This is a genomic window from Flavobacterium magnum (genome assembly GCF_003055625.1).
GTDB lineage: Bacteria > Bacteroidota > Bacteroidia > Flavobacteriales > Flavobacteriaceae > Flavobacterium > Flavobacterium magnum.
Window position 1 is genome coordinate 1,604,864 of sequence record NZ_CP028811.1, and the last position, 24,693, is coordinate 1,629,556.

Annotated in this window: 13 protein-coding genes; all 13 read left to right on the forward strand. The window is 45.1% G+C overall.

Annotated elements, in window-relative coordinates:
- The first annotated feature begins 387 nt into the window (after positions 1-387).
- Positions 388-12,255: an Ig-like domain-containing protein gene (locus HYN48_RS06560; RefSeq protein WP_181248541.1), complete on the forward strand. Its 11,868-nt coding sequence runs from the start codon at positions 388-390 to the stop codon at positions 12,253-12,255.
- A 128-nt stretch (positions 12,256-12,383) separates the two neighbouring features.
- A complete protein-coding gene (locus tag HYN48_RS06565) occupies positions 12,384-13,247 on the forward strand; it encodes an ABC transporter permease (RefSeq protein ID WP_108370350.1) in 864 nt (287 codons plus the stop codon).
- A gap of 12 nt (positions 13,248-13,259) precedes the next feature.
- On the forward strand, positions 13,260-14,555 hold the full coding sequence (locus HYN48_RS06570; RefSeq protein ID WP_108370351.1) for an ABC transporter ATP-binding protein: 1,296 nt from the start codon (positions 13,260-13,262) through the stop codon (positions 14,553-14,555).
- A complete protein-coding gene (locus tag HYN48_RS06575) occupies positions 14,552-15,136 on the forward strand; it encodes a CatB-related O-acetyltransferase (protein ID WP_245945998.1) in 585 nt (194 codons plus the stop codon). The genes HYN48_RS06570 and HYN48_RS06575 overlap by 4 nt, the downstream gene beginning before the upstream one ends.
- Entirely contained in the window at positions 15,129-16,061 is a 933-nt protein-coding gene (locus HYN48_RS06580) for a GDP-L-fucose synthase family protein (protein ID WP_108370353.1), read from the forward strand. Before HYN48_RS06575 ends, HYN48_RS06580 begins: the two co-directional genes overlap by 8 nt.
- Positions 16,058-17,236, forward strand: a complete 1,179-nt coding sequence (locus HYN48_RS06585; RefSeq protein WP_245945999.1) for a DegT/DnrJ/EryC1/StrS family aminotransferase — start codon at positions 16,058-16,060, stop codon at positions 17,234-17,236. The genes HYN48_RS06580 and HYN48_RS06585 overlap by 4 nt, the downstream gene beginning before the upstream one ends.
- The gene (locus HYN48_RS06590; protein ID WP_108370354.1) at positions 17,233-18,054 is read left to right on the forward strand and encodes an alpha-1,2-fucosyltransferase; all 822 of its coding nucleotides are present in this window, start codon (positions 17,233-17,235) and stop codon (positions 18,052-18,054) included. The genes HYN48_RS06585 and HYN48_RS06590 overlap by 4 nt, the downstream gene beginning before the upstream one ends.
- 2 nt (positions 18,055-18,056) lie before the next feature.
- Positions 18,057-19,133 carry a GDP-mannose 4,6-dehydratase gene (gmd, locus tag HYN48_RS06595; protein ID WP_108370355.1) on the forward strand — a complete coding sequence of 359 codons (1,077 nt, stop codon included), beginning with the start codon at positions 18,057-18,059 and terminating at the stop codon, positions 19,131-19,133.
- 1 nt (position 19,134) lies between these two features.
- A complete protein-coding gene (locus HYN48_RS06600) occupies positions 19,135-20,133 on the forward strand; it encodes a glycosyltransferase family 2 protein (protein WP_108370356.1) in 999 nt (332 codons plus the stop codon).
- A 98-nt stretch (positions 20,134-20,231) separates the two neighbouring features.
- Positions 20,232-21,371: a glycosyltransferase gene (locus HYN48_RS06605; RefSeq protein WP_219909604.1), complete on the forward strand. Its 1,140-nt coding sequence runs from the start codon at positions 20,232-20,234 to the stop codon at positions 21,369-21,371.
- 50 nt (positions 21,372-21,421) lie between these two features.
- Positions 21,422-22,483: an NAD-dependent epimerase/dehydratase family protein gene (locus HYN48_RS06610; RefSeq protein WP_108370358.1), complete on the forward strand. Its 1,062-nt coding sequence runs from the start codon at positions 21,422-21,424 to the stop codon at positions 22,481-22,483.
- Between the two features lie 25 nt (positions 22,484-22,508).
- On the forward strand, positions 22,509-23,534 hold the full coding sequence (locus tag HYN48_RS06615; RefSeq protein WP_108370359.1) for a glycosyltransferase: 1,026 nt from the start codon (positions 22,509-22,511) through the stop codon (positions 23,532-23,534).
- Positions 23,535-23,558: 24 nt separating this feature from the next.
- On the forward strand, positions 23,559-24,665 hold the full coding sequence (locus HYN48_RS06620) for a glycosyltransferase family protein (RefSeq protein WP_108370360.1): 1,107 nt from the start codon (positions 23,559-23,561) through the stop codon (positions 24,663-24,665).
- Positions 24,666-24,693 lie beyond the last annotated feature (28 nt).

Genomic DNA, 24,693 nt, shown 5'->3' on the forward strand with positions numbered 1-24,693 from the left:
TTGGTTCAAACCCTTGATTTTCAATTGTTGTATGTCGCTGTTGGCCCAAGTTTGTATTTGGATATATATTAAGGTATAAAATTTTAAACTTTCAGCTGCCTTCTGGTCAAGTTAAAGCATCGCAACAGTCAAAATGTATCGCCTTTCCCGCTCGCAGTTTTTACGAAATACGTTGCCGAAAATACGTTATGGTTATTAAAAAATTGTAATTTATTTATAACCTTATAAAGTAAAAACACAGGCAATTGGTCGGTTAAAACAGGCTTTTTAACTGTTTTTTTTATATTTAGAATCAATTTATGGTAATTATTATGATATAGTTAACTTTATTTTATAACTTTAGACGTTATTAATTAATTATAAACTATGTATAAAAATTACGATTCTTTGAGATCTGGTAGGGATACCTGGCTCAAAAATGACGTTGGCGACCCGCTCGGTTCGCCGCCCACGACGTCAAAAAGGTTGGTATTTCGTTTTTTGATGACTGCATTTTTCATGCTGTCCTTCCTGTTTTTAGGAGGATCAGCTGTGCAGGCTCAGACAACGGTTATTAGTCCTTCAGGAAGTGGAAGCTTCGAGGGTGCGAATTTTGCTGCGGATGGATGGACAACTGTCCAGTTGGCAACTCCGGGAGGAAATAACCTTGCTCTCGGTAATGCGGCGACAATCGGCTTCACGCCAACTCACGGAACCAAGGGTGTTTTTGTAACCAACAATGGAACTTCAAGGGGGTACGCGCATGCGTCTTCATGGGCTTGGATTTACAAGGACGTTACGCTCGCTGCCGGTGAGACAATACCGACATTTACGATGGATATGTTTGGGAACCCCGGAGATACTGGTTTTGACGGTATCGTGGTTGGTATTTCCGATCAGACCTTTACGGCCTCAAACACAGTTGGGGCTACTGGTAGCATGTCGGGAACCGCTATACCGGGTATGACAATCGCCACAGTAGCAACATCGAACACTTTTATAGAAGACGGTAACTATGCCGTGGCAACCACTCGTACTTTCACTTTAAGCGGTGTTGCTATGGGCAACTCATTGTCCTCATCAACAAAAAGGATCTGGATCGGTTGGAGATGTGACGGATCTGTCGGTAACCTGACTACGCCTATGTCTTTTGACAGGGTGAATTTCGTTACGGCAGCTCCTGCAAACTTTACTGCGGTACAAAGCGGACTTTTTTCTTCTCCTGCAACATGGGGCGGAACAGTACCTGCTCCAGGTAACAGTATAACGATTCCTGCGGGGGCAACCATTACTGTTGACCAAGCTTTAAACTATAGTGACCTTACCATAAATGGTACTTTACAATGGGGAAGTTCGAGTAACTCGGTTACTATAGGAGGAAACGTTCTTATCAATTCCGGAGGTAAGTTGCTGGCTTATACGGCTGCGACAACGCCTGTCGGTATTACGATGACTATTGGGGGGAATTACACCAATAATGGTTATGCCAATCACGCGGTGGGAACCGGGACCCTGGCTACGCTTACGTTCAACGGCAGCGGTTCAACGCTTGGAGGGACCGGTACTTTTGCGGGGGACGGGACACGCGGTATCATCCGTCAGCTGTTCTTCCAGAACAATGGATCGAATACGATTAATACTACGCAAAACCTTACCGTTTATAATTTAGGTCATACAGGTACAAGTAGCCTGAACACCAATGGTAAACTTGCGGTCGACAATACTGCTCAGTACTATGGGCAGGCTGCTAATATTCAGGTCGCTAACGTTGCTGTAACCAATATGGGTTCAGGTTATACGTCAGCTCCGATACCGTCGTGTTCAGGTGCAGCTCTGTGGACAGCCGCTGCTACATTGTCGGTTGGTAACGTTAGGGTTACTACTACCGATATCTATGTAGTCAGTGTTGCGGGTACTTCAGGAACATCTGCTCCTGTACATACTTCAGGGGCTGCGGCCGCTACTGGCGGTACTGCTGAATTCCTTTGGGTAGGTCCGGCGGGAACAATCGGAACGCCTTACACTCCTGCAGCTTTGGTTGTAGGTACACAATATTTTTACGGAGGGAACCTGTATACTGCCGTTGCGACTACCGCGATGGGAGTTGCCGGAGCCCCTGTTCATACCACTGGAACTGTAGGCAGCCTTCGTTATGTAGGTACGCCTGCAATGGTTTCCGCAAACTGGGATGCAACTACTTCTACGCTTAGGAGTTTGAATCTTGTAAATGCGGGTAGTGGATATTCTTCTTCTACAGGACCTGCGATTTCTATTGTTGCAAATGCTGCAGGAACCGGTGCAGCCGCTACTGCGGTTGTATTGTATACGCAAAACGGACCGACTGCCAGTTCATTTCAAAAGAGTGGTGGCGGAGCTACTGTCTCTGGTGGTTTGACTATCAACAGTGATGCCGGTGCAGGTTTGCTTACTTCAGATGTTCAGGCCTCTTCAGGGGTAGCAACGTTGTCTACTACAAATGGTGGAAACAATTATACTGTTGCTCCGGTTGTAGGTTTTGCAGGACCAACCCAGGTTAACCTTGTAACCAACGCGGGTACAGGATACACCGCCGCACCAACAATTACGGTTACAGGTGGGAATTTGGTAACAGGTACTGCGTTGACAAGTGCAAACTTTACAATTACTGTGAATAACGGTAACGTGGCCTCTGTATACCTTAATACAGGTACTACCGCTACCTATTCAACCCCGCCGACACTTTCCTTTACAGGTGGCGGAGGTTCAGGTGCTACGTTAGCATTTCCTTCAGGCTCATGGCCTGCTGCGACGGCTAATATAGGAGCCAACGGACAGTTGACCAGTTTTACAGTGACCAATTCAGGGTACGGTTATGCTGCGGCTCCTACCGTAGGTGTGGGTACTGCGTCTGGTACAGCCAACGGTGGTACTTTCACTACAGTTGCTACAGCGCCGGTTGCAAGAGTTGCTTTGTATAACCTGACACTTAACTTTTTCGCTCCGGCGACATCTGCCGTTGTTAACGGTGACGATGCTGCAATACCGACAAACCGTAAAATTAATACCTTGTCTTTAAATGGTAATGGTAACGGTTTGAATATCACGAGCAATCTGGTTTTGTATGGTACGACACCTTTAGCGCTTGTGGCTAGTGGAAATACTCCTGGTAACATCCTTAATATGGGTGGCAATACAGTGACTTGTACGACCAACGGTTTTGCCGGTCTTTCAGGCACTGTAGGTGCTACAAACTCGTTCGTGAAGAACGGTTCTTTTGTACTTACCGGTCGTGGTGGTGCAAGTGTATTTAACTTTCCGTTCGGAGGAACTGTTACGTGGTCTGCCGGCAGCGGTACGCTTGCAACAGGATCCAATGTATTGACCGCAAAAGTATCTGATACGGCTGCTCCGACGAACGCCGTTACAGGCGGCACAGGACTTGCAATGGGTACACGTGCATACAGGGTTCAGACAGCAACTACGTTAGGGGCTGCGGCTACTACAGGTACAAACCCAACGATTTTGGTCAGCTTTAATGGAACCGATGCACTGACAACGACTCAGGATCAGACTTTCCTTGCTGATGCGACTTCATTGAATGGTCCATGGACTATCAGAAGTACAGCTTTTGGAGCTTCAGGCGCGTTGCCGACTGCAAGCACCAAGACGACGGCTACTTCAGCGCCGGGTCCGATCGTACATACTGGTGATAACTATTATGCCTGGGCGACACCGGCAGCAACGATCACAGATTTTTCTCCTTTGACCGTTTGTGCCAGTTCGGGAACATTTACCATTACAGGAACTAACTTTACAGGTGTAACTGCAGTTTCTATCGGCGGCACTCCTGTTTCGTCATTTACAATCGTGAATGCTACCACAATTACCGGTACTGCAGGGACCGGTACAACCGGTGTTGCATCCGTAACTAAAAACGGTGCCACGATTTCCGGAGTACAAACGGTTACAGTTACCGGTTCTCCGACCGCTCCTGGCGTGTCTCCGACTTCAGCCAGTATTATCACCGGAGGTGCTGTTTCATTTACAGCTACCGGAACTGGAGGTACTATGAAGTGGTACGATGCGGCTACCGGAGGTACATTGCTGTTTACAGGTGATACCTATAACACAAATATCTGTACAACCAGAACATTATATGTTGCTGAAGACAATGGTTCCTGTGAAGGAGCCAGAGCGTCAGTAACTGTAACTGTTCAGCCTATCGTAGTGAGCGCTACAACTTCCACTTTCTGCGGAACGGGCGCCACGACTACATTGAGCGTCACTCCGACAGATCCTTCAATAACCTACACCTGGACTGCACTGACGACTTCCGCGTCACTAAGCGCAACTACAGGAAACAGTGTTGATGCTACAGTTTCAGAAACTTCGGAATTTAAAGTTACAGCTACAACTACATTAGGTGGCTGTAGTGTTGATGCATTCTATTCCGTAGGAGTATATCCTTTGCCTACTGCTACAGTAACTACTTCAGCAACGGGCGTTTGTCCTGGAACAAGTGCTACCATCAATTCAGGATTGAGCGCCGGTAACTTTACCGCCGCATGTATCACTCCTGCTCCAAAAACTGCCCCCGGAACTGTTAATTACCTTGCTAATAACGGCGTTTTAACAACTGCACTTACTTCAGGTACAGCCGATGACGGTGGATGGGGTAACATTCCTTTAGGATTCTCATTTAACTTCTTTGGAACAAATTACACGAATGTAAACGTAGGTACTAATGCGGTACTTCAATTTGGAACTTACAATGCTACGGCACTTGGCGATTTTACAATCGGTGCCTTACCTAATACTGTAGATCCTCTTGGAGCAATATTTGCAGGGTCAAATGACTTACGTGTAGATCAGACAGGCGGAGCCGGTCCAGCTACCTATGTACGCTATTGGACAGAGGGGTATGCCCCAAACAGAAGGTTCGTTATTGAATACAATGTTTTTCAATGGACTTCCGGGTTAACATCAACCAATAGGCACAATGTTCAGGTAATTGTTTATGAAACGTTGGGTACGGTTGACATCATCGCAAAAGAGGTTCTGTCGACCAACAGCAAATCAATTGGTGTTAACAGTCCTACCGGTACGATCGGTGCGGCTGCACCAAATTGTACAACCAACGCCGTAAATTTCTGGTCTGGTACGACTGCTACAATTAGTGCAGCTTCACCACAGGCATGGAGATTTTCGCCACCATCAAACTATACTACAACATGGTTTGCCAATGGCGTTCAATTTGTAACTGGTACAAACCTTTTCAGCCAGGTTGTGTCACCTTCAGTGACCACTACTTATTCTATTACTTATACGAACCAGACTACATTATGTACTAATTCTCCAGGTTCTGCACAGGTAGTAATGTCAGTACTGGGTAATACGCCACCGACAGGTGTCAATACATTGTCAAGTTCGCCGACAGTTTGTGCTGGATTTACAGCGACGTTAAGTACAGATTATGCTGGTTCTACAGCGGGTCTTACCTATCAATGGCAATCTTCACCTGCTGGCGCGGGTACCTGGACAGATGTTCCTGGTGCTGTAGCTGATACCATGATTTCCAGCCCAATCAATGCGCCAACTGATTTCAGGCTTGGCATCTCATCTTGTGGCGGAACAGTAGGGTATACCAATCCGGTTACGGTTAATCTAACGAACAGTATTTCTTCAACAAGCGGCGCTACACGCTGCGGTGTGGGCACCGTAAGCCTTACTGCTTCAGGTACGCCGGGAGCCAGTATCAATTGGTATGCTGCTTCATCTGGTGGAACACCTTTATTTACAGGCTCTCCGTATACACCGTCACTATCAAGCACAGTTACTTATTACGTAGCTGCTGAAACTCCAGGCTGTACAAGCCCTAGGGTTGCTGTATCAGCTGTTGTTAACCCGGCGCCTGCTTTGACTTTGAGCAGTTCATCTGCTGATCTTTGCGTAGGCCAGACAAGCAGCACTGTTACAATCACTTCTAATGTAGCCGATTATAATAGCTACGTATGGAATCCTTCTACAGGAGTTTCCGGCAGTGAAATAACAGGATGGACATTCAGTCCTTCTGTTACAACTGTATATACGCTTACGGCTACTGAACCAGGAGGTTGTACTAACCAAGCCACTTTTACGGCTAACGTTGATGCGCTTCCTGTTGATGCTACAGCGGATTTGACTACAGTTTGTGCTGGATTTCCTGTTGCATTGTCCGCCTCTACAATTGTCCTTTCATCTGGCCCGGCTGTACTGCCGACCGGATATTGTTCTCCTGACAGCAGCGGTGGTGGCGGTTCGAACCCGATCACTTCTGTGGTATTCAATACTTTATCAAATACTGGTATTGTGCAAACAACACCGTTTTTCGACACTTATCCTGCTACAGGAACTACGACAACCACAGTAACTGCGGGTCAAACGTACAACCTTACAGTAAGTGCTGCTACCAGTATTTTATCTGTATGGATTGACTGGAACAGGAACGGCGATTTGGAGGATTCTGAATGGCAACAAGTCTGGACGAGTGCTTCTTCAGGTACTTTGCCTATTTTAGTTCCTTCCAATGCAGTTGGTGGTTACACGAAAATGAGGCTTCGTAGCCGTGGATCAGGTAATCCGAATGGCGCTTCAGACGATTGTAGTGCCTTCTTTAGCGGTACATCACAAGACTACACCATTAATGTGATCGGAGCGGTTGAAAAAACAGGCCTGGATTATAGCTGGTCACCTGGTGGTGCTACAACTCAGAATATTATCGTTAATCCAACTTCGACTACTACATATACTGTAACAGCAACTAACCCACTTACGGGCTGTTCTAACACTGACAGTATATTAATCAATGTTAATCCTATCCCGATTGCTCCTACAGGCGTAGATTCTTCACAGTGTGGAAATCAAGTGCCAACAGCTTCGGTATCGGATAACAATGCGTTCACCACACCAACATTCAAATGGTATGCTGATAACGTAACGACTACAGCTTTGCAAAGCAGTACTTCTACAACTTACACCACCGCAATCAATGCTACAACAACATTCTATGTATCTGTAGTAAATCCAGGCACTGGTTGTGAAAGTAGCAGGACTCCTGTAACCATTACCGTAAGCAATGCTGACGCTATTATGGCGTCACCTTCTTCTTCGACTGTATGTCCGGGGGGCAGTGTTTCTGTGAATGTAACCAGTACGAATTCTAACTATACTTATACGTGGACGGCTTTGCCTTCAACAGGTAGTGGTATTACAGGTTCGCTTTCGGGTGCAAGCAACAGTATAACTCCTACTTTATCTGGTACATATACTTATACTGTAAATGCAGTTGACGGACCATGTTCTACATTTACCACGTTTACCATCACCGCAACAGCAAACCCTGTACTCACAGCAGGCGCTGTACCTGCTGCGGTATGTAACAATGGTATCAGTACACTGACTGCTGCTCACCCTAGCCGTATTACGTTCTCTACTTCAACGGGTGCTGCTTTAGATCCTATGGTAGGTGCGACAGATGTTTTGACTACTGATAACGATGATACTCCAACAGCTGCTCCGGCCGCAATTGGATTTACATTTAACTTCAACGGTGTTGACTACAGTGATTACTCCGTTTCTCCGGATGGATGGATCTTGTTGGGCGCTGGTTCAGCTGTTGATGAGTTTTCAAACTCTGCTACAAGCACGGCAAATATTCCGAAACTTTATCCATACTGGGATGATATGGCAACAGGTACTGACGGTAACGTCAAAACCCTAGTAACCGGTTCGGCACCAAACAGGATTTTCATCGTGGAGTGGAATACGACCGTACCACGTAGCCTAGGGGGCGCTGCTAATGCAAAGTTCCAGGCTTGGTTGTATGAAACCAGCAACAAAATTGAATATCGTTATGGAACAATGTCTACCACTACAGGTTCTGCTACTGCAGGATATACTGTAAATGGTACAACTTTTAGTAACATTACTTTTACAAGTAACACTGAAAGCAAGACTACGGCCAATAATAACAATACAGGTGTCCCTGCAAGCGGAAGAATGTATACTTATCTTCAGGAGGCTTCTACAGTTACGTGGTCTCCATCGACAGACCTGTATACTGATGCAGGAGCGACAATTCCTTACGCCGGTCAGAATTTGGCAGTAGTTTATTCTAAGCCTGCTGTAACGACAACTTACACGGCAACTGCAACAGGACCTGCGCCTGCGAACTGTACGACAACTCAGAATGTTACGGTTACCAATAACTCTATCAATATTGCAGCCATCACTGGTGGTGCTAATGATTATTGTATCGGTTCTCCAGCGCTTGACTTTGATACTGCGACTCCGGGTGTTACATGGACTTCGTCCAACCCTGCAGTAGCAACTGTTGATGCTAGTGGAGTTGTAACTGCTTTAACTGCAGGTACTACTATCATTGGCGCTACAATCACCAACGCAGGATGTACAACTGTAGCCCCGAACCCTCAGACTGTTGTAATCAATGATCAGGTACAAATTGTATCTTTCACTGCTTCTCAGACTGTTGTTACGTTAGGAAACACTTCGTTTAACGTGAATGCTACCGGTACTGGATTGACTTATCAGTGGCAAGTTAATGAGGCTCCAGGCTTCACAGGTTTTGTGAATGTTGTCGATGACGCTATTTACAGCGGCGCTCAAACAGCTACACTTAACCTTACGGCCGTTCCGGCTTCATTTAATGGTAATTTATACCATGTGGTTGTTTCAGGTCTCGGAGTTTGTGCTCCTAAGACTTCTAACCCGGACTCTCCGTTAACAGTGGGTGATACGGGTATTACTACACATCCAACCGATGTGACAATTTGTGAGACTACCACGGTAGCTTCATTCTCGGTTGTTGCTTCAGGTGATGATTCAGGTGGTTACCAATGGCAAGAGCAGGTAGGTGGTACAGGGCCATGGACGAATATTACTAATGGTGGTATTTACTCAGGGGCTACTACGCCTACGCTATCGCTTTCCGGTTTGACAGTGGCTCAAAGTACTAACAAGTACAGGGCTGTTGTTACAGGAGCGGTTACTTCTGCCAATTCTAATCCCGCAACGCTTACGATCAACCAATCGATTACTGTACAAACTAATCCTTCGAATGCAAACGTTTGTTTCACAGGAGGTTCTGCAAGTTTCAGTTCTACGGCGACAGGTTTGATATCTTCACGTCAATGGCAGTATTCTACCAATGGAGTGAGTGGATGGGCAAGCGTTGTAAACGGTACTCCTGCCGGTGCTACTTATACTGGTAACACTACGGGAACATTAAATGTTACAACAACTGCTGCTACACCTACAACAGGTCACTACTACAGATTGTTCTACGATGCTCCACTTTGTGCTGATGCAAATTCTACTGCTGCGCAAATGATCATCTTCACGCCAAGTGCTACTTCTCCTGGAACTCAGAATTTCTGTGCAGGTGTTGCCACTTCAGCTATTCCTTTAACAGGCACCGGTACTACTTTTAATATTAGTGGTGGCGCGGCTATTGGTTTGGCTAATCAGACTGGTGTGACTTCAATCCCATCATTTACACCGATTGCGGGTACTGCAACTATTACAATCACTCCGATTGCGAGCGGCTGTACCGGTCCAAACACTACGTTTACAATCAATGTGAATGGATTACCTGGATCACCTACAACAGGGCCAACGGCTCCTGTTTGTGAGGGTAGCCCTTTAACGCTTACTTCTTCAACAGTGACAATTCCTGGGTATACCATGAATGGAAACAGCGGTGTAAGTTTTATTGATATCAGCGCTACTGGTACGTCAGTGACTGGAGCATTAGGCGATGATAGTGAGCATAACATTACTATGCCTGCTTTCACTTTCAACGGGACAGCATTTACTACTGCAAGGGTAGGTATGAATGGTGCGATTGTACTGGGTGCAACTACAGGAGAAGTTTCTTTCTCTAATGCGGCGCTTCCAAGTACTGCTCATACAGCCGGTAACGTATTCTTGGCTCCTTTCTGGGATGACCTTGACATACAAAGTGCTCCTACGATTAAGACACAGACTGTTGGTAACATCTTTATTATCCAATATACATCAGCAGATCACAATGATGTAGGTTTGGGAGACGGTATTACTTTCCAGGTACAATTGAACCTGACCTCAGGTGCTATTACTTATGTCTATCAAGATGTTAGTTTTGGAACAGGTGCTACAGGTCAGAATGCTGGTGCATCTGCAACAATAGGTATCCAGATGAGCAGCTCAAGCGCGGTTCAGTTCTCTAATAATACCGCAAGCCTTACAAATGGCCAAAGTATTACGTTTACTCCGAACAGTGCTTCTTACAGCTGGACTGGTCCTAACGGATTCAGCTCTAACCAACAGAATCCAACTGTTACTGCGACAGCATCTGCTGCAAATGCAGGAACATACACTTTAACAGTAACCAATGTAGCTACAGGTTGTCAAAAAGTTGTTACACAGAATGTAACAGTTACTCCTGCTCCAGCCGGAGGAACACTATCGAACCAAACGGCTTGTTACAACTCCACTCCTGACGACATCCTGCTTGCAGGAAGTGTTGGAAGTGTAGTGAAATGGCAGAAATCATCTGACCTGGCTTTCACAAGCCCCCAGGATATCGCCAACACAACCACTACATTGACGGGAGCTCAGGTGGGCAACATCACCGCTACCACTTACGTGAGGGCGGTTGTCCAAAGCGGAAGCTGTGGCACGACCAACTCTGCCGTGGCTACGATCACTCCGGGTAACCAGACCACATGGACTGTAGCCGGCGGATGGAGCAACGGTGCGCCAACCTCTACAAGTGCTGCTACCATCAACGGTAACTTCACTGCAGTGGCTGACCTTAACGCCTGTTCGTTGACGATCCAGAGCGGAACAGTTTCGTTCCCTGGTGGATTCGATGCTTACGTAAGCGGAAAAGTCAGCGTCAACGGAGGTACCATTACCTTCGAGGATGGATCTGACCTTGTTCAGACACGCAATGATGCCAACACAGGTAACATCAAGTATAAGAGGACAGCGAACCTGATCCGTCAGGATTACGTTTACTGGTCTTCACCGGTATCGGGACAACTGTTACAGCCGTTCTCACCGAACACGCTAAACACGCGTTTCTATACTCTTGATGAGTCTTCAAACGGCTTCTCACAGATCGCCTCACCGTCAACGACTTCGTTCGATGCGGCTAAAGGTTATATGATCCGTGCTGCCAACAACCACCCTGCGGTGCTTACCCCATGGACAGGAACCTTTACAGGAACCCCACGCAACGGAGAGTACACCATCCCTGTAACAGTGAACGGACAGGGCTACAACATGATCGGTAACCCTTACCCATCTACCGTTGATGCCGACCTGTTCCTTGCTGAGCCAGGAAACGCAGGTACGCTTTACTTCTGGACGCACATCAGCCAGGCTGCTGCCTCAGGGGCGAACTATGCGAGCTACAACACCTTCGGGGGAACCGCTGCGCAATCAGGAGGTTCTGCACCAACAGGTGCCATCCGCGGAGGCCAGGGCTTCATCCTGCTGAAATCATCAGCAAGTACGGCCAGGTTCACCAACGCGATGAGGACGGCTGAAGGCGGTGCCTTCTACCGAAATGCACAGACGGCTGAGAAACACCGTATGTGGTTCAACTTGAACACACCTGGACATGCGATGAACCAAATCCTTGTAGGTTACGCTGAAGGCGCTACCATGGGTGAGGATATCGCAATGGACGGTAAGTCTATCGAAGGCGGTTCATCGATCTCTACCTTGATCGGCAGTGACAATTATGTTATCCAGGCACGTTCGCTTCCATTCGTGGATACTGACGTGGTACCGATGGGCTTCACAGCCGCTACGGCCGGAACCTACATCATTGAGCTGGATCACGTAGACGGATTGTTCTCGGGCGACCAGAACATCTACCTGAAGGACAACCTTCTTGGGGTGACACACAACATCAAGCAGGGGGCTTACAGCTTCGCTTCTGCCGAAGGCACATTTGCCAACAGGTTTGAGGTGGTGTACCAGTCTTCACCGCTTGGGGTTGACACGCCAACATTCGATGCGAACAGCGTGGTGGTTTACAAAAACCAGGGCATGCTTCACATCAATTCAGGTAAGATCGTGATGTCAGGGGTGAAAATCTTCGACGTCCGCGGCAGGCTGATCTATGAGCGCGGTGCCATCAATGCCTCTGAGACCGTATTGAACGACCTTAGGGCAGAAGAGCAGGTACTGCTTGTTCAGATCACTTCCGTAGACAATGAGGTAGTTACCAAAAAGGTGGCTTACTAAGTTTCACTGAATATTAAATAAAAGAAACCTCCTGAGCAATCAGGAGGTTTTTTGTTTTTATAATGAATTGCTTGTTACTTCGGTTGTCAGTAAATGACTATATTTGAATTTTCGAAAAAATAATCGGAATGGAGCAAAAGAAAAGTGATGACTGGCTTTTTGAAATTACACCTAAAAATAATTTTTTCAAGCTGCATTTAAAAGAAGTCTGGCAATACCGGGACCTGCTAATGCTTTTTGTCAAGCGTGATATTGTCACACTTTACAAACAAACCATTTTGGGACCGCTATGGTATTTAATTCAGCCACTTTTTACTTCCGTAATATTCACAATAGTATTTAATAATGTGGCTGGGATTAAAACCGGTACCGTCCCCCCGTTTTTATTTAATCTTGCCAGTATTACAGCGTGGAATTATTTTTCGTCTTGTTTGCAGGCAACATCAGATACCTTTAAAACGAACGCCTCACTTTTTGGCAAAGTATATTTTCCCCGTATTATCATGCCGCTATCAATCGTGATGTCAAATCTTTTGAAGTTTTCCCTACAGTTAATTATCTTAATTGCTTTTTATGTATACTACGTTATCGATGGCTATCACATCCAACCAAACCCGACTGTCGTTTTTTTTCCGATAATCATCTTACTAATGGGCCTTCTTGGCCTGGGTTTCGGTATGATAATCTCATCTATGGTCACAAAATATCGTGACCTTACTTTTTTAGTCACCTTCGGCATCCAATTAATGATGTATGTCTCTGCTGTAAATTACCCCATTGCACTGATAAAAGCTAAAATGCCCGCTTTTTCCTGGATTGTCGAGTGGAATCCTATGGCGTATATTATTGAAACGACCAGATGGATGTTATTAAGTACAGGAAGTTTTTCGGTAAATGGAATTATCTATACTACAATCTTCAGCATTAGTACCTTTTTCGTTGGTTTACTAATTTTCAATAAAGCGGAGAAAAGTTTCATTGATACTGTATAATCCATCTTTTAAATGCAATCTGAAAGTAAAACAATCTTAGAAGTGAAGAATTTGTCCAAGCAATACAGGCTCGGAGAAGTAGGTACTGGCACAATCAGCCACGACTTGAATAGATGGTGGCATAAAATCAGAGGTAAAGAAGATCCCTTTTTAAGAATTGGAGAAAGCAATGACCGAAGCAAAAGAGGTTTGACAGAGTATGTCTGGGCACTGAAAGATATTGGTTTCGAAGTTAAGACAGGGGAAGTTGTTGGGATAATCGGAAAAAACGGCGCTGGCAAGTCAACCTTGTTAAAAATCTTATCCAAAGTTACCGCCCCCACCACCGGTAGCGTGAAATCGAACGGAAGGATAGCGTCACTACTCGAAGTAGGAACCGGTTTTCATCCTGAACTGACAGGACGGGAGAATATTTTCCTGAATGGAGCCATCCTGGGTATGACAAAAAAAGAAATTGCGTCGAAGCTAAGCGAAATCATCGAATTTTCAGGATGTCAGCGGTATGTGGACACTCCGGTCAAGCGATACAGCAGCGGAATGACCGTAAGGCTTGCATTTGCTGTGGCGGCTTTTCTCGAACCGGAAATACTGATTGTAGACGAAGTACTTGCGGTAGGCGATGCGGAATTTCAAAAGAAAGCATTAGGGAAAATGCAGGATATTTCGCAAGGAGCCGGAAGGACTGTGTTGTTTGTAAGTCATAACATGGCAGCGGTCAAAACACTCTGCACCCGTGCAATCGTGATGGAGCACGGTAAAATTAAGTATGATGGAAACATCGAATCAGCACTTCAACTCTATGCTGAAAATTCATATGGAAGAGAGAGTGAATTGGTTTTTGATAACAACCTCGTACGGCAGGGAAGTGGAAAAATACGATTTACTTTTTTTAAGATAACCAATATTGAGGGCTTGGGCACAAGGGAATTTTCAATAGGTGATGATCTGGTCCTGACTTTCGGGATCAGGAATTTTTCCGCCGAAGTGAAATCGGAAGTAGGAATTCAGGTAAAAACTGCTGATGATGTGCCAATATTTCATATCATGGCCCGTGATTCTAACTACGAATTGAATCACACCCAAGTCAACGAAGAATACGCCATTGTAATCAATGATTTACGCTTATTTCCGGGTGTTTACACAATTAGTATTACAAGCGCCAATACTACCGGGCACGAGATTCATGACTTTATTGAAAATGTTGTCTCTTTTGAGGTCGTGGATGGCGGAAACTATACAGTAAGGAATCTCCCTAAATCCTTTGGATTGTTTTTTCTCAATCCCGAATGGAAGAAAATTGCGTTATGAAATTCAGATACATCCTCAAAAAAATATGGGGCAAGCGCCATATCCGTCAGGAAGCAACGGCTGTCGGTCAGCTGTTTCCCAATGTAAATCTGATGAAGAACACGATTGTAAGCGGCGTCAATGACATTGGTGAGTACACCTATATTGGTTTTAACTGCATCGTGACAAATGCAAAAATCGGGCGTTATTGTTCTATTGCCAATAACGTGAGCGTTGGTGTGGGAGAGCACAGGATCAATCGGGTCTCAACCTCTTCTTTGTTTTATTCCAATCCGTTCGAAACGCTCACAGAAGGAAATTGTGTTATCGGCAACGATGTCTGGCTGGGTTCGAATGTCGTGGTCAGGCGTGGTGTAATAATCGGCGATGGGGCTATTGTTGGCGCAAATTCATTCGTAAATAAAAACGTAAGGCCTTATGAAATTGTTGGCGGCGTTCCTGCAAAGACGATACGTATGCGTTTTTCTGAGGAACAGATAGCCATAGTCTCACGATCGAAATGGTGGGAGCAAAATCCGGATGGAGCAAAAACCGCCATCAGTGCCTTAGAAAAAACAGGGTTATTTGAAACAGATGATTGATAAGTCAGCTAAAATATTTATTACAGGACATACGGGGATGTTAGGGTCAAGGCTGCTGAGTGTTCTCAAAAATGATGGATACACATCACTCATTACTGCCACACATACCGAACTAGACCTTACGGACCAGCAGTCGGTAAACCGATTTTTTGCAAAAAACAAGCCGCTTTACGTTATTCACATTGCAGCGAAGGTGGGCGGGATAAACGCAAACATCAATGCTCCGGCTTCGTTTCTTTATGACAACCTGATGATGCAGGCGAACGTTATCGACGCTTCACGCCGAAATGATGTGAAAAAATTTATATTTATTGCAAGTTCCTGCATTTATCCAAGGGATTCGCCACAGCCAATGAAAGAGGAATATCTTCTTGACGGCAAGCCGGAGCCCACTAATGAGGGGTACGCGATTGCGAAAATCACCGGGGTAAAAATGTTGGAAACGTACAGGAAGCAATATGGATTTAACGGAGTCAGCCTTATTCCGAGCAATCTTTACGGACCCAATGACAGTTTCGACCTTGCCCATTCACATGTGTTGTCTTCGTTGGTAAAAAGATTTTGTGATGCCAAAAAACAAGGATTGAATTCGGTAACCTTGTGGGGTACTGGTGTTGCCAAAAGAGAATTCCTGCATGTTGATGATTTCGCAGCTGCGATTTTGTATTTTTTTGAAAGGGATATCCCGTACGATTATATGAACGTTGGAACTGGAACAGATATCAGTGTAAAGGAACTTGCTGCTGTTATTGCACAGAAAACTGATTTTACAGGAAGCATCAAGTGGGATTCTTCCAAGCCTGATGGAATGTTGCGGAAATGCATGGACATTTCAAAAATGGAAGGCCAAGGTTTTTCGCCGAAAATTGACCTCACAGATGGAATTGAACAAGTAATTATGAACTATAAAAAGTCACAGGGATGAAGATTCCACTAATGCGAAATGCATTCATCAATGAAGCCGAAACCAAGAAGGCGCTGGCACATTTTATTCTCAATGCGGAACGACTCAGCATGGACGTAGAGTGCCTTGGTTTCGAAACGAAATTCGCAGCCTACCAGCAGGCAAAAAACGCTGTTCTTTTTAATAGCGGAGGAAGTGCGAACCTTGCCTTATTGCAGGCATTGAAAAATCTTGGCAGGCTTAAAGATGGCGATCGCGTGGCTTTTTCGGCGCTGACATGGTCTACCAACACCATGCCGATCATCCAGCTCGGACTAGTACCTGTCGCATTAGATTGCAACCCTGCGACGCTGAACACGATGTCTGAGCATCTTTTAGAACGGCTCGAAACAGACGACATTGCCGCCTTCTTCGCGACCAATATACTTGGTTTCACCGGCGATATGGATGTAATACAGGCCATTTGCATGGAAAAGGATATTATCCTGATTGAAGACAATTGTGAATCTTTAGGAAGTGAAATGAACGGAATCAAGGCGGGTAATTTTGGGATAGCCAGCACGTTTTCCTTTTTCGTTGCCCATCACATGTCAACTATTGAAGGAGGCATGGTTTGTACCTCAGATGATGCGCTGTCTGAAATGTTACGGATTGTGAGGGCTAACGGATGGGATAGAAATTTATCGGCAGAACAGCAGCAGAGATGGCGTGAAAAATTTGACATCGGCTCTGAATTTCAGGCCAAGTACACCTTTTATGACCTCGGGTACAACCTCCGGCCCACAGAAATTACCGGTTTTCTTGGACAATATCAAATGCAGTTCCTTGATGAGAACATTCAAAAGCGGGAAACGAATTATCTTCGTATTGAGCAATCGGTACAAAGAAATCCCGATTTTCTGATGCTCAATCATGATCATATCAGCAGGCTTTCCACTTTCGCATTTCCTTTTGTGTGTAAAACAGCAGCACTAAGAAATAGTTACCTGGAACGGTTTACCCGAGCCGGAGTTGAAATCAGACCGATGATTGCCGGAAACATGCAAAAACAACCATTCTATAAAAAATATGTCAATCAGTTATTTCCGTTACCAGGCGCCGATATAATGCATGAAAACGGCTTCTACTGTGGAAATTATCCTGAACTTACCGAAGACGATTTACAGTTGATAGAAAACCTGCTTAAGATAACATGATTGTCGTAAAGCTGATAGGAGGATTGGGGAATCAGATGTTTCAGTACGCGGCGGCGAAAGCAATTGCGATAGAACGCAATCAGCCACTTGAACTTGACGTCAGTGCGTTTGATCATTACAAACTGCACCAGTTCGCATTGCATCATTTTAATTTCTCTGCGAAGGTATTTCGCCCGCGACACATACTTTGGGATAAGGTAAGGTCCTTGTTTATCAAAATATTGCATTATAAAGAACGTGATTTCGGTTTCAATGCACGGATTTTTGATTTAAAAGCGGATGATCTTTATTTGGATGGATATTTCCAATCAGAAAAGTATTTTCTAAAACACAGCAGCACGATCAGGAGGGAATTTGAAATTATTTCCAGTTTGAAACCGCAAACGTTAAAAGTATTGGAGGAAATACGCAATACAAACTCGGTTTCACTACACATCCGGAGAGGTGATTATGTTGGCAATCCATTGCACGGTACCGATAATGAATTGTTCTACAGGAAGGCTTTGGGTTTTATCGAAACAAAGATTGAGAATCCGAAATTATTTGTGTTTTCAGATGACACGCTGTGGGCGAAGCAAAATTTCAAATCAAAACACGAAGTCATTTTTATTGATTTTAACGATGCATTGAGTAATTTTGAGGATATTAAACTGATGTCGTGCTGCAAGCACAATATTATTGCAAACAGCAGTTTTAGCTGGTGGGGAGCATGGTTAAACGATAATCCCGGGAAACTTGTCGTTGCACCTCAACAGTGGTTTAATGACAAAAGTATCAATACCAGTGACTTAATTCCGGAAAACTGGATCAGATTTTAAATATGAAAAAAGCACTAATTACAGGAGTTACAGGACAGGATGGCGCTTATCTAGCTGAATTGCTTTTGGAAAAGGGCTATGAGGTTCATGGGATAAAAAGACGTGCGTCTTCTTTCAATACCCAGAGAATTGACCACTTGTTCCAGGATCTTCACGAAACTAACTTAAGATTTATCTTACATTACGGAGATTTGTCAGACGCCACAAATCTAATCCGTATTGTTCAGGAAGTGCAGCCCGACGAGATATACAATCTGGGCGCGATGTCGCATGTAAAGGTCAGTTTTGAAACGCCCGAGTATGTGGCGAATGTAGATGGGATGGGGGCGCTTCGCCTGCTTGAGGCGGTACGGATTTTGGGATTAACCGAGAAAACCAAAATCTATCAGGCCTCAACATCAGAGTTGTACGGCTTGGCGCAGGAGGTACCACAAAACGAAAAAACGCCATTCTATCCCAGGTCACCTTACGGTGCAGCCAAATTGTATGCCTATTGGATCACAATTAACTACAGGGAAGCGTACAATATGTTCGCCTGTAACGGTATATTGTTCAATCACGAATCCCCATTGCGAGGCGAAACCTTCGTAACCCGGAAAATTACAATGGCTACCGCCAAGATCGCGCTAGGGATGCAGGATGTGCTGTATATCGGAAACCTGGACTCCCAAAGAGATTGGGGACACGCGAAAGACTACGTTGAAGCGATGTGGCTTATGCTGCAACAGGAGAAGCCCGAAGATTTTGTCATCGCTACCGGAAAGACAACCAAAGTAAGGGATTTCGTGAAAATGTCGTTTGCCGAATGTGGCATAACGCTGGATTTTACAGGATCACATGAGAATGAAATAGGGACAATTGCAGAATGTGCGCATCCGGATTATCAATTGCCCATTGGGAAAGTCGTAATCAAAGTTGACAGCAATTATTTCCGACCTACTGAAGTGGATTTACTGCTGGGTGACGCATCGAAGGCTAAATCGCTTTTAGGATGGTCTCCCAGATACGAATTGAAAGATATCATATCAGAAATGGTGAGCGCCGACCTCAGGTACTTTGCCAATCAAGAACCACAGTGATTTGAAACCGCCACTTATATCAGTATTGATGCCGGTGTACAACTGCGGGCAATACGTCGCAGAAGCTGTTGATAGTATCTTAAACCAAACGGTTATTGACTTTGAGTTCATAATCATCGACGATGCATCCACAGATTCTACAGTTGAGATCATAAGACAATATTCCGATCCAAGGATCACCTTGGTTGTTAAGGAAGCCAATACGGGATATACGAAAAGCTTAAATATGGGTGTCAGCATGGCTCGGGGGCAGTTTATTGCAAGAATGGATGGCGACGATGTCAGCCTGCCGGAGCGGTTTGCAGAACAGCTAAATCTATTCACCTCACGTCCTGAAGTAATTGTCTGTGGATCATGTATGACTGTAATAGGAACAAACGGGCCGATAATGTTTCCCGAAACCCATACGGAGATTTCAATAGCGCTATTGTCGTCAAATCCAGTGGCCCATCCATCAGTGATGATCAGAAGCTCCAGCCTTAAAAAATTCAATTACGTCCCTGAAAAAGAGCCCGCAGAAGATTATCACTTGTGGACAACATTAATATCAGAAGGCCAGTTTTATAATATTCAAAAAGCGCTTATACAGTACAGGTTACACGACTCTCAAATCTCAAGTACGAAGAAGGAAGTGCAGTATAAAAGTTTTTTTGACTCAAGGCACGAACTCCTCCGCAGGCTTCCTTACAGTAAGGAAAAGTATGATGACCTGTTGACAAGAAAATCCCTGATTCCTGAAATCAGTAACAGTCAGGATTTTATAAAAGCGTCAAAATGGTTTTCAGACTTAAAAAAAGTCAACAAAAATTCAGGGCTTTTTCCGGAAGTGGCATTCGATGACCAGATCAATCATTGGATGACTAACGCCGCACTGGGCTTTTTCACGAATCATCTGTTTCAATTGTCGACAATCCCTCTCCTCATGTATTTACCGCTCAACGACGTGATACGGATCCTGAAAATGCATGGTAAATTCTTAATCTCAAAAGTGACAACATGAAAGTTGTGCACATCTGTACAAATTACAGGGGAGGAGCCGGAAAAGCAGCGTTCAGGCTTCATAATGCACTTTTGGAGTCAGGAGTTGAATCGTATTTTGTGTCTTTTGGCGACGTTCCGTTACTGGATGTTTGCAACAAGCCGACCACGTTAATATCGCCAAATGCAACGTTTCTGACCAAGGTCATTTCAAAGGTTCGGAAGAAGCTGCAATTGTTTCCATACTTCGAAAAGAAGCTTAAAGCCATACAAAGCGAATTGGAGTATAATATGGTATCATTGCCGTTAAGTGAATATGATCTTTTCGGGATTCCTGAAATTGCACAATCTGATATTGTCCATCTCCACGCCGTCCACGGAATATTAGATTACAAACGGTTTTTCAGCAAATTGAACAAACCCTTAGTTTGGACATTACACGATATCAATCCCGTTTCCGGTATTTTTCATCTCCGCAATGACGAAGTTTTGAATCGCGAAAAGGCGGGCGTCTTAAATGAGCAGGTATTAAAATTTAAATCATTAGCTTACAAACTTATAAAACACGGTGCAGTCGTTGCGCCGTCCAATTGGCTTTACCGGGAAGCCATAACGCGTGACGTGTTCTGCAATGTAGCTTACTATGAAATCCCAAATGCCGTTCCAGAAATGTATTTCACCAAGTTTGCTGTAAATACCCTGATGAGACAGTACGGTATTAAGAATTCAGAAAGCAAGCTGCTTTTCGCTATTTCAGATTTCCGGGACAAAAATAAAGGCATCGATTTGCTGATTGAGGCTGTCCGGTTTGTGAAAAATGAACACCTGCGGCTGCTTATTGTAGGAAATGGCGACCGATCTCTTTTCGCCAATTATAACTGCATTGATTTTGGTTATGTAGAGAATGATGCAGAAATGGCGAATATTTATAATTTAGCAGATATTGTCATCTTGCCAAGCCGGGACGAAAATCTTCCGAACGTACTTTTAGAATCACTGAGTTGCGGAACACCGGTAGTCTCATTTAAAGTCGGTGGTATGGAGCAGTATATTACAAATGGCTTTAACGGGGAAATGGCTGAGGAAATTACCGGCCCATCCCTCGGGAAGGCGTTGCAAACAGCAATCACGAGCAAACACCTTTACAACCGGGATCATATCAGGCAGGCAGCGTATGATTGTTTTAGCAGCCACGGTCCATCTGAAAAGTATAAAAATGTTTACCGTAGCTTATTGTCATCACAGTACAAGTCAAGCTGATCTGAAGTAACGGAATATTAAATTGGGGTTATCAATTAAATAAAGAAAAAATGAAGATACTGGTCACCGGCTCAAGCGGATTGATAGGAAGCGAAGTTGTCAGCTATTTCGCAGCGTTGGATCATACCCTGATGGGTATTGACAACAACATGCGCGCTGATTTTTTCGGACCGGGTGGCGATACCCGCTGGAACCAGCAAAGATTACTGAAACAATTCGGAAATTTTTCCCATTTTGAGATTGACATCAGGAACCGCGACAGCGTCCTGCAGTTCATTGAAAAGCACAAGCCCGAAGTAATCGTGCATACCGCCGCACAGCCAAGCCATGACCTGGCTGCTTCCAGGCCGTTCGACGATTTTGATGTCAACGCCCTCGGCACCCTGAACCTGCTCGAGGCCTGCCGCAGGTTTACCCCGGAATCACCTTTTATACACCTTTCTACCAACAAGGTTTATGGCGATGCACCCAATAACATAAAGCTTCGCGAGCTAGAATCGCGTTGGGATTATGATGACCCGATGTACAAGGACGGTATCAGCGAGAATTTCACGATTGATCAAAGCAAGCATTCGCTGTTCGGTGCTTCCAAAGTTTCCGGCGACATTATGGTACAGGAATACGGCCGGTACTTTGGCATGTATACCGCCTGCCTTCGCGGCGGCTGCCTCACCGGGCCAAACCATTCAGGGGTTGAGCTTCACGGTTTCCTGAGTTACCTGATCCGGACCAATCTTGAGGGAAAGACCTACAAAGTTTTCGGTTACAAGGGAAAGCAGGTGCGCGATAACATCCATTCTTATGACGTGGCGACGTTCATTGACCATTTTATAAAAAATCCGAGGTCGGGGGAAGTGTACAACATCGGTGGCGGAAAGGAAAACTCCATTTCAATACTCGAAGCTTTCGACCTGATTTCATCCATATCAGGAAAGGAAATGAAGTACGAATATATCGACCAGCATCGTTCCGGAGACCACATATGCTATTACTCAGATCTGTCAAAAATCAAACAGCATTTTCCCGAATGGAATATTACCAGGAACCTGCACACGGTCTTCGAGGAGATCACGGAAAACTGGTATAAACGAATGGAGCCGAATGCCAAGTAAGATTGAAGAATCATAAACCAATGCAATGAGATCCGGAGACAATCCAAATAAAAGTACCGAGGCCAAAGTCGCGACCGTATGGCATCACGTCATTATGCCGGTCTATATACCGCACGCGGAAGGGTATTTCCGGGACTCTTTTAAAATACTCAGGCTGTCATTGGAGTCGTTGATCCGCACGGTGGCTCCGGGAACTTATATCACAGTTGTTGATAACGGAAGTGCCGCAGAGGTTTCAGGCTACCTGGACCAACTTTTTCATGAGGGACACATCAATGAGATAATCCACACGATCAACATTGGCAAAATCAATGCGGTCATGAAAGGATTGGCGGGAATAAATTCCGTTTTTTTTACGGTTTGCGATCAGGATATCCTTTTTCTGGAGCATTGGCAGCAAGCCAGCTTTGCGGTGTTCGACGATTTTCCAAAAGCAGGCGTGGTGGGCATCATTCCGATGTTCAACACTTTCAAGACCTATTCCGATCATTTACTGTTTGATTTCCTGCTGTCTGACAGGTTAAAGTTCAGGCCTGTCAAAAATCCCGAAGCCTTACAGCGGTTTTACGACAGCATCTGGACCGACAGAAATTACAACCAGCACAGGCTCAAAGAGATCCTCACGTTGTCTTCACCAAATGGAGAGATTGCCGTAGTGGGGTCAGGCCATGTTGTAGCAACCTACCGGCGTGATATCTTCGACACTTTTCAAAAGAGTTACACCAGGGATTTGCTTAGTCCAGAAAGCGACAAGCTCTTTCTCGATCTGCCGCCGTTGCATTCGGGGTACTACCGCTTTACAACCTATGATAATTACGCGTATCACATGGGAAATGCCTATGAAAGCTGGATGTCCGGTGTTTCAGGACAGGCTATAGCGCGTACTGTATCCGCTCCCCGAAATCATCCAAAATTGAAACAAGGGCTATTCGTCCGTTTTTTCGGTACCTTCAAAAAATATTTTGTCCAGAAAATTATATTTAAGCCGATTTTCTACAGGCATTTTCTGAAATATAAAGGGCTGCAATCCGATCAGATCAGCACTTTTTAAATCAGAATACCTAATATCCGTACCATGAAGAAAATCCTGATTTTGGCCAATTACTTACCTTCCGGTGGATGGGGCGGTGGTGTGATTATGCGCAGCCTGACGCAAAACCCTCCCGAAAATGTGAGTTTCCTTTGGACGGTCCCTACATCGGCCGCGTTACCATCGCCATGGTTTGGCAGTATGCGGTTACTTGGTTTCCGTGCCGGTTTTTTTCGCGGTCGCGGTTTTTCGACAGCGATATTGCATCTGGAATCTATACTTTTCTCACTGCGGTTCAGGAAATTCCTGAAACAAAATGCCGTTGACACGCTTTGGATTGTAATGCCCACTGCTTTTCAGGATATCTACAGGCTGTCAGTACTATGCCGTGGTGCCAATATCAGGATTCATGTTTCGGTACACGATGACCCGGTGCTTGAGAATGAAAAAAGACATAAACTTGTGGACCGTTTGTTTAGGGGAATCCTCGATAAATCCCATTCGATTGATGTTATCTCCGCGCGTATGCAACGCCGCTATAAGCAACAGTATGGCGTTGACAGTACGGTGATTACCAGGACGGTGCCCGATAATTTTCCCGGAAATGTGCAGGCGCCCGATCACTGCCTCAATATTCTCATGGGTGGCTACGGCAATGCTTCGGCTCCTTGGCCACAGCCATTAATCGATGCCGTGGCACAACTCAATACCGTATGCGGGACAACCCTGATGCTGTTCGATCCCAAGCTCAGGCCATGGGAAAGTGACCGTGTTAAAGTGTTTGACCTCATGGATGAAATGCAATTTAATGCGCTGCTGCAGACCGTTCATCTGGGGTATGCCTGCGACGACCTGTCACCGGATAAAATAGCGTTCGCACAATTGAGCCTTCCTACAAAAGTTATCACTTACATTGGAGCGGGAATACCCTTTGTATATCATGGTCCGGCAGATTCCACCGTAGGCGACCTGCTCAAAGAGTTTAAGGCTGGTGTGATCGTCTCGTCGAATGATGTTGGGGAGTTGTACGAGGCTTTTATGGAGTTAAAGTCAAATTACAGCCTGTATGCCCATCAATGTGCCCTGGCGGTTGAAGAATGCTTTTCCGAAGCAAAGGTACTGGGGCGCCTGTATCGCGAGTTATTAAAATAGCAGCGCCATGCATTGGCCAAAATTATAA

Coding starts and splice junctions, on each gene's coding strand:
- HYN48_RS06565 (WP_108370350.1), top strand. CDS start 12,384: ATGGAGCAAAAGAAAAGTGATGACTGGCTTTTTGAAATTACACCTAAA.
- HYN48_RS06570 (WP_108370351.1), top strand. CDS start 13,260: ATGCAATCTGAAAGTAAAACAATCTTAGAAGTGAAGAATTTGTCCAAG.
- HYN48_RS06575 (WP_245945998.1), top strand. CDS start 14,552: ATGAAATTCAGATACATCCTCAAAAAAATATGGGGCAAGCGCCATATC.
- HYN48_RS06580 (WP_108370353.1), top strand. CDS start 15,129: ATGATTGATAAGTCAGCTAAAATATTTATTACAGGACATACGGGGATG.
- HYN48_RS06585 (WP_245945999.1), top strand. CDS start 16,058: ATGAAGATTCCACTAATGCGAAATGCATTCATCAATGAAGCCGAAACC.
- HYN48_RS06590 (WP_108370354.1), top strand. CDS start 17,233: ATGATTGTCGTAAAGCTGATAGGAGGATTGGGGAATCAGATGTTTCAG.
- gmd (WP_108370355.1), top strand. CDS start 18,057: ATGAAAAAAGCACTAATTACAGGAGTTACAGGACAGGATGGCGCTTAT.
- HYN48_RS06610 (WP_108370358.1), top strand. CDS start 21,422: ATGAAGATACTGGTCACCGGCTCAAGCGGATTGATAGGAAGCGAAGTT.
- HYN48_RS06615 (WP_108370359.1), top strand. CDS start 22,509: ATGAGATCCGGAGACAATCCAAATAAAAGTACCGAGGCCAAAGTCGCG.
- HYN48_RS06620 (WP_108370360.1), top strand. CDS start 23,559: ATGAAGAAAATCCTGATTTTGGCCAATTACTTACCTTCCGGTGGATGG.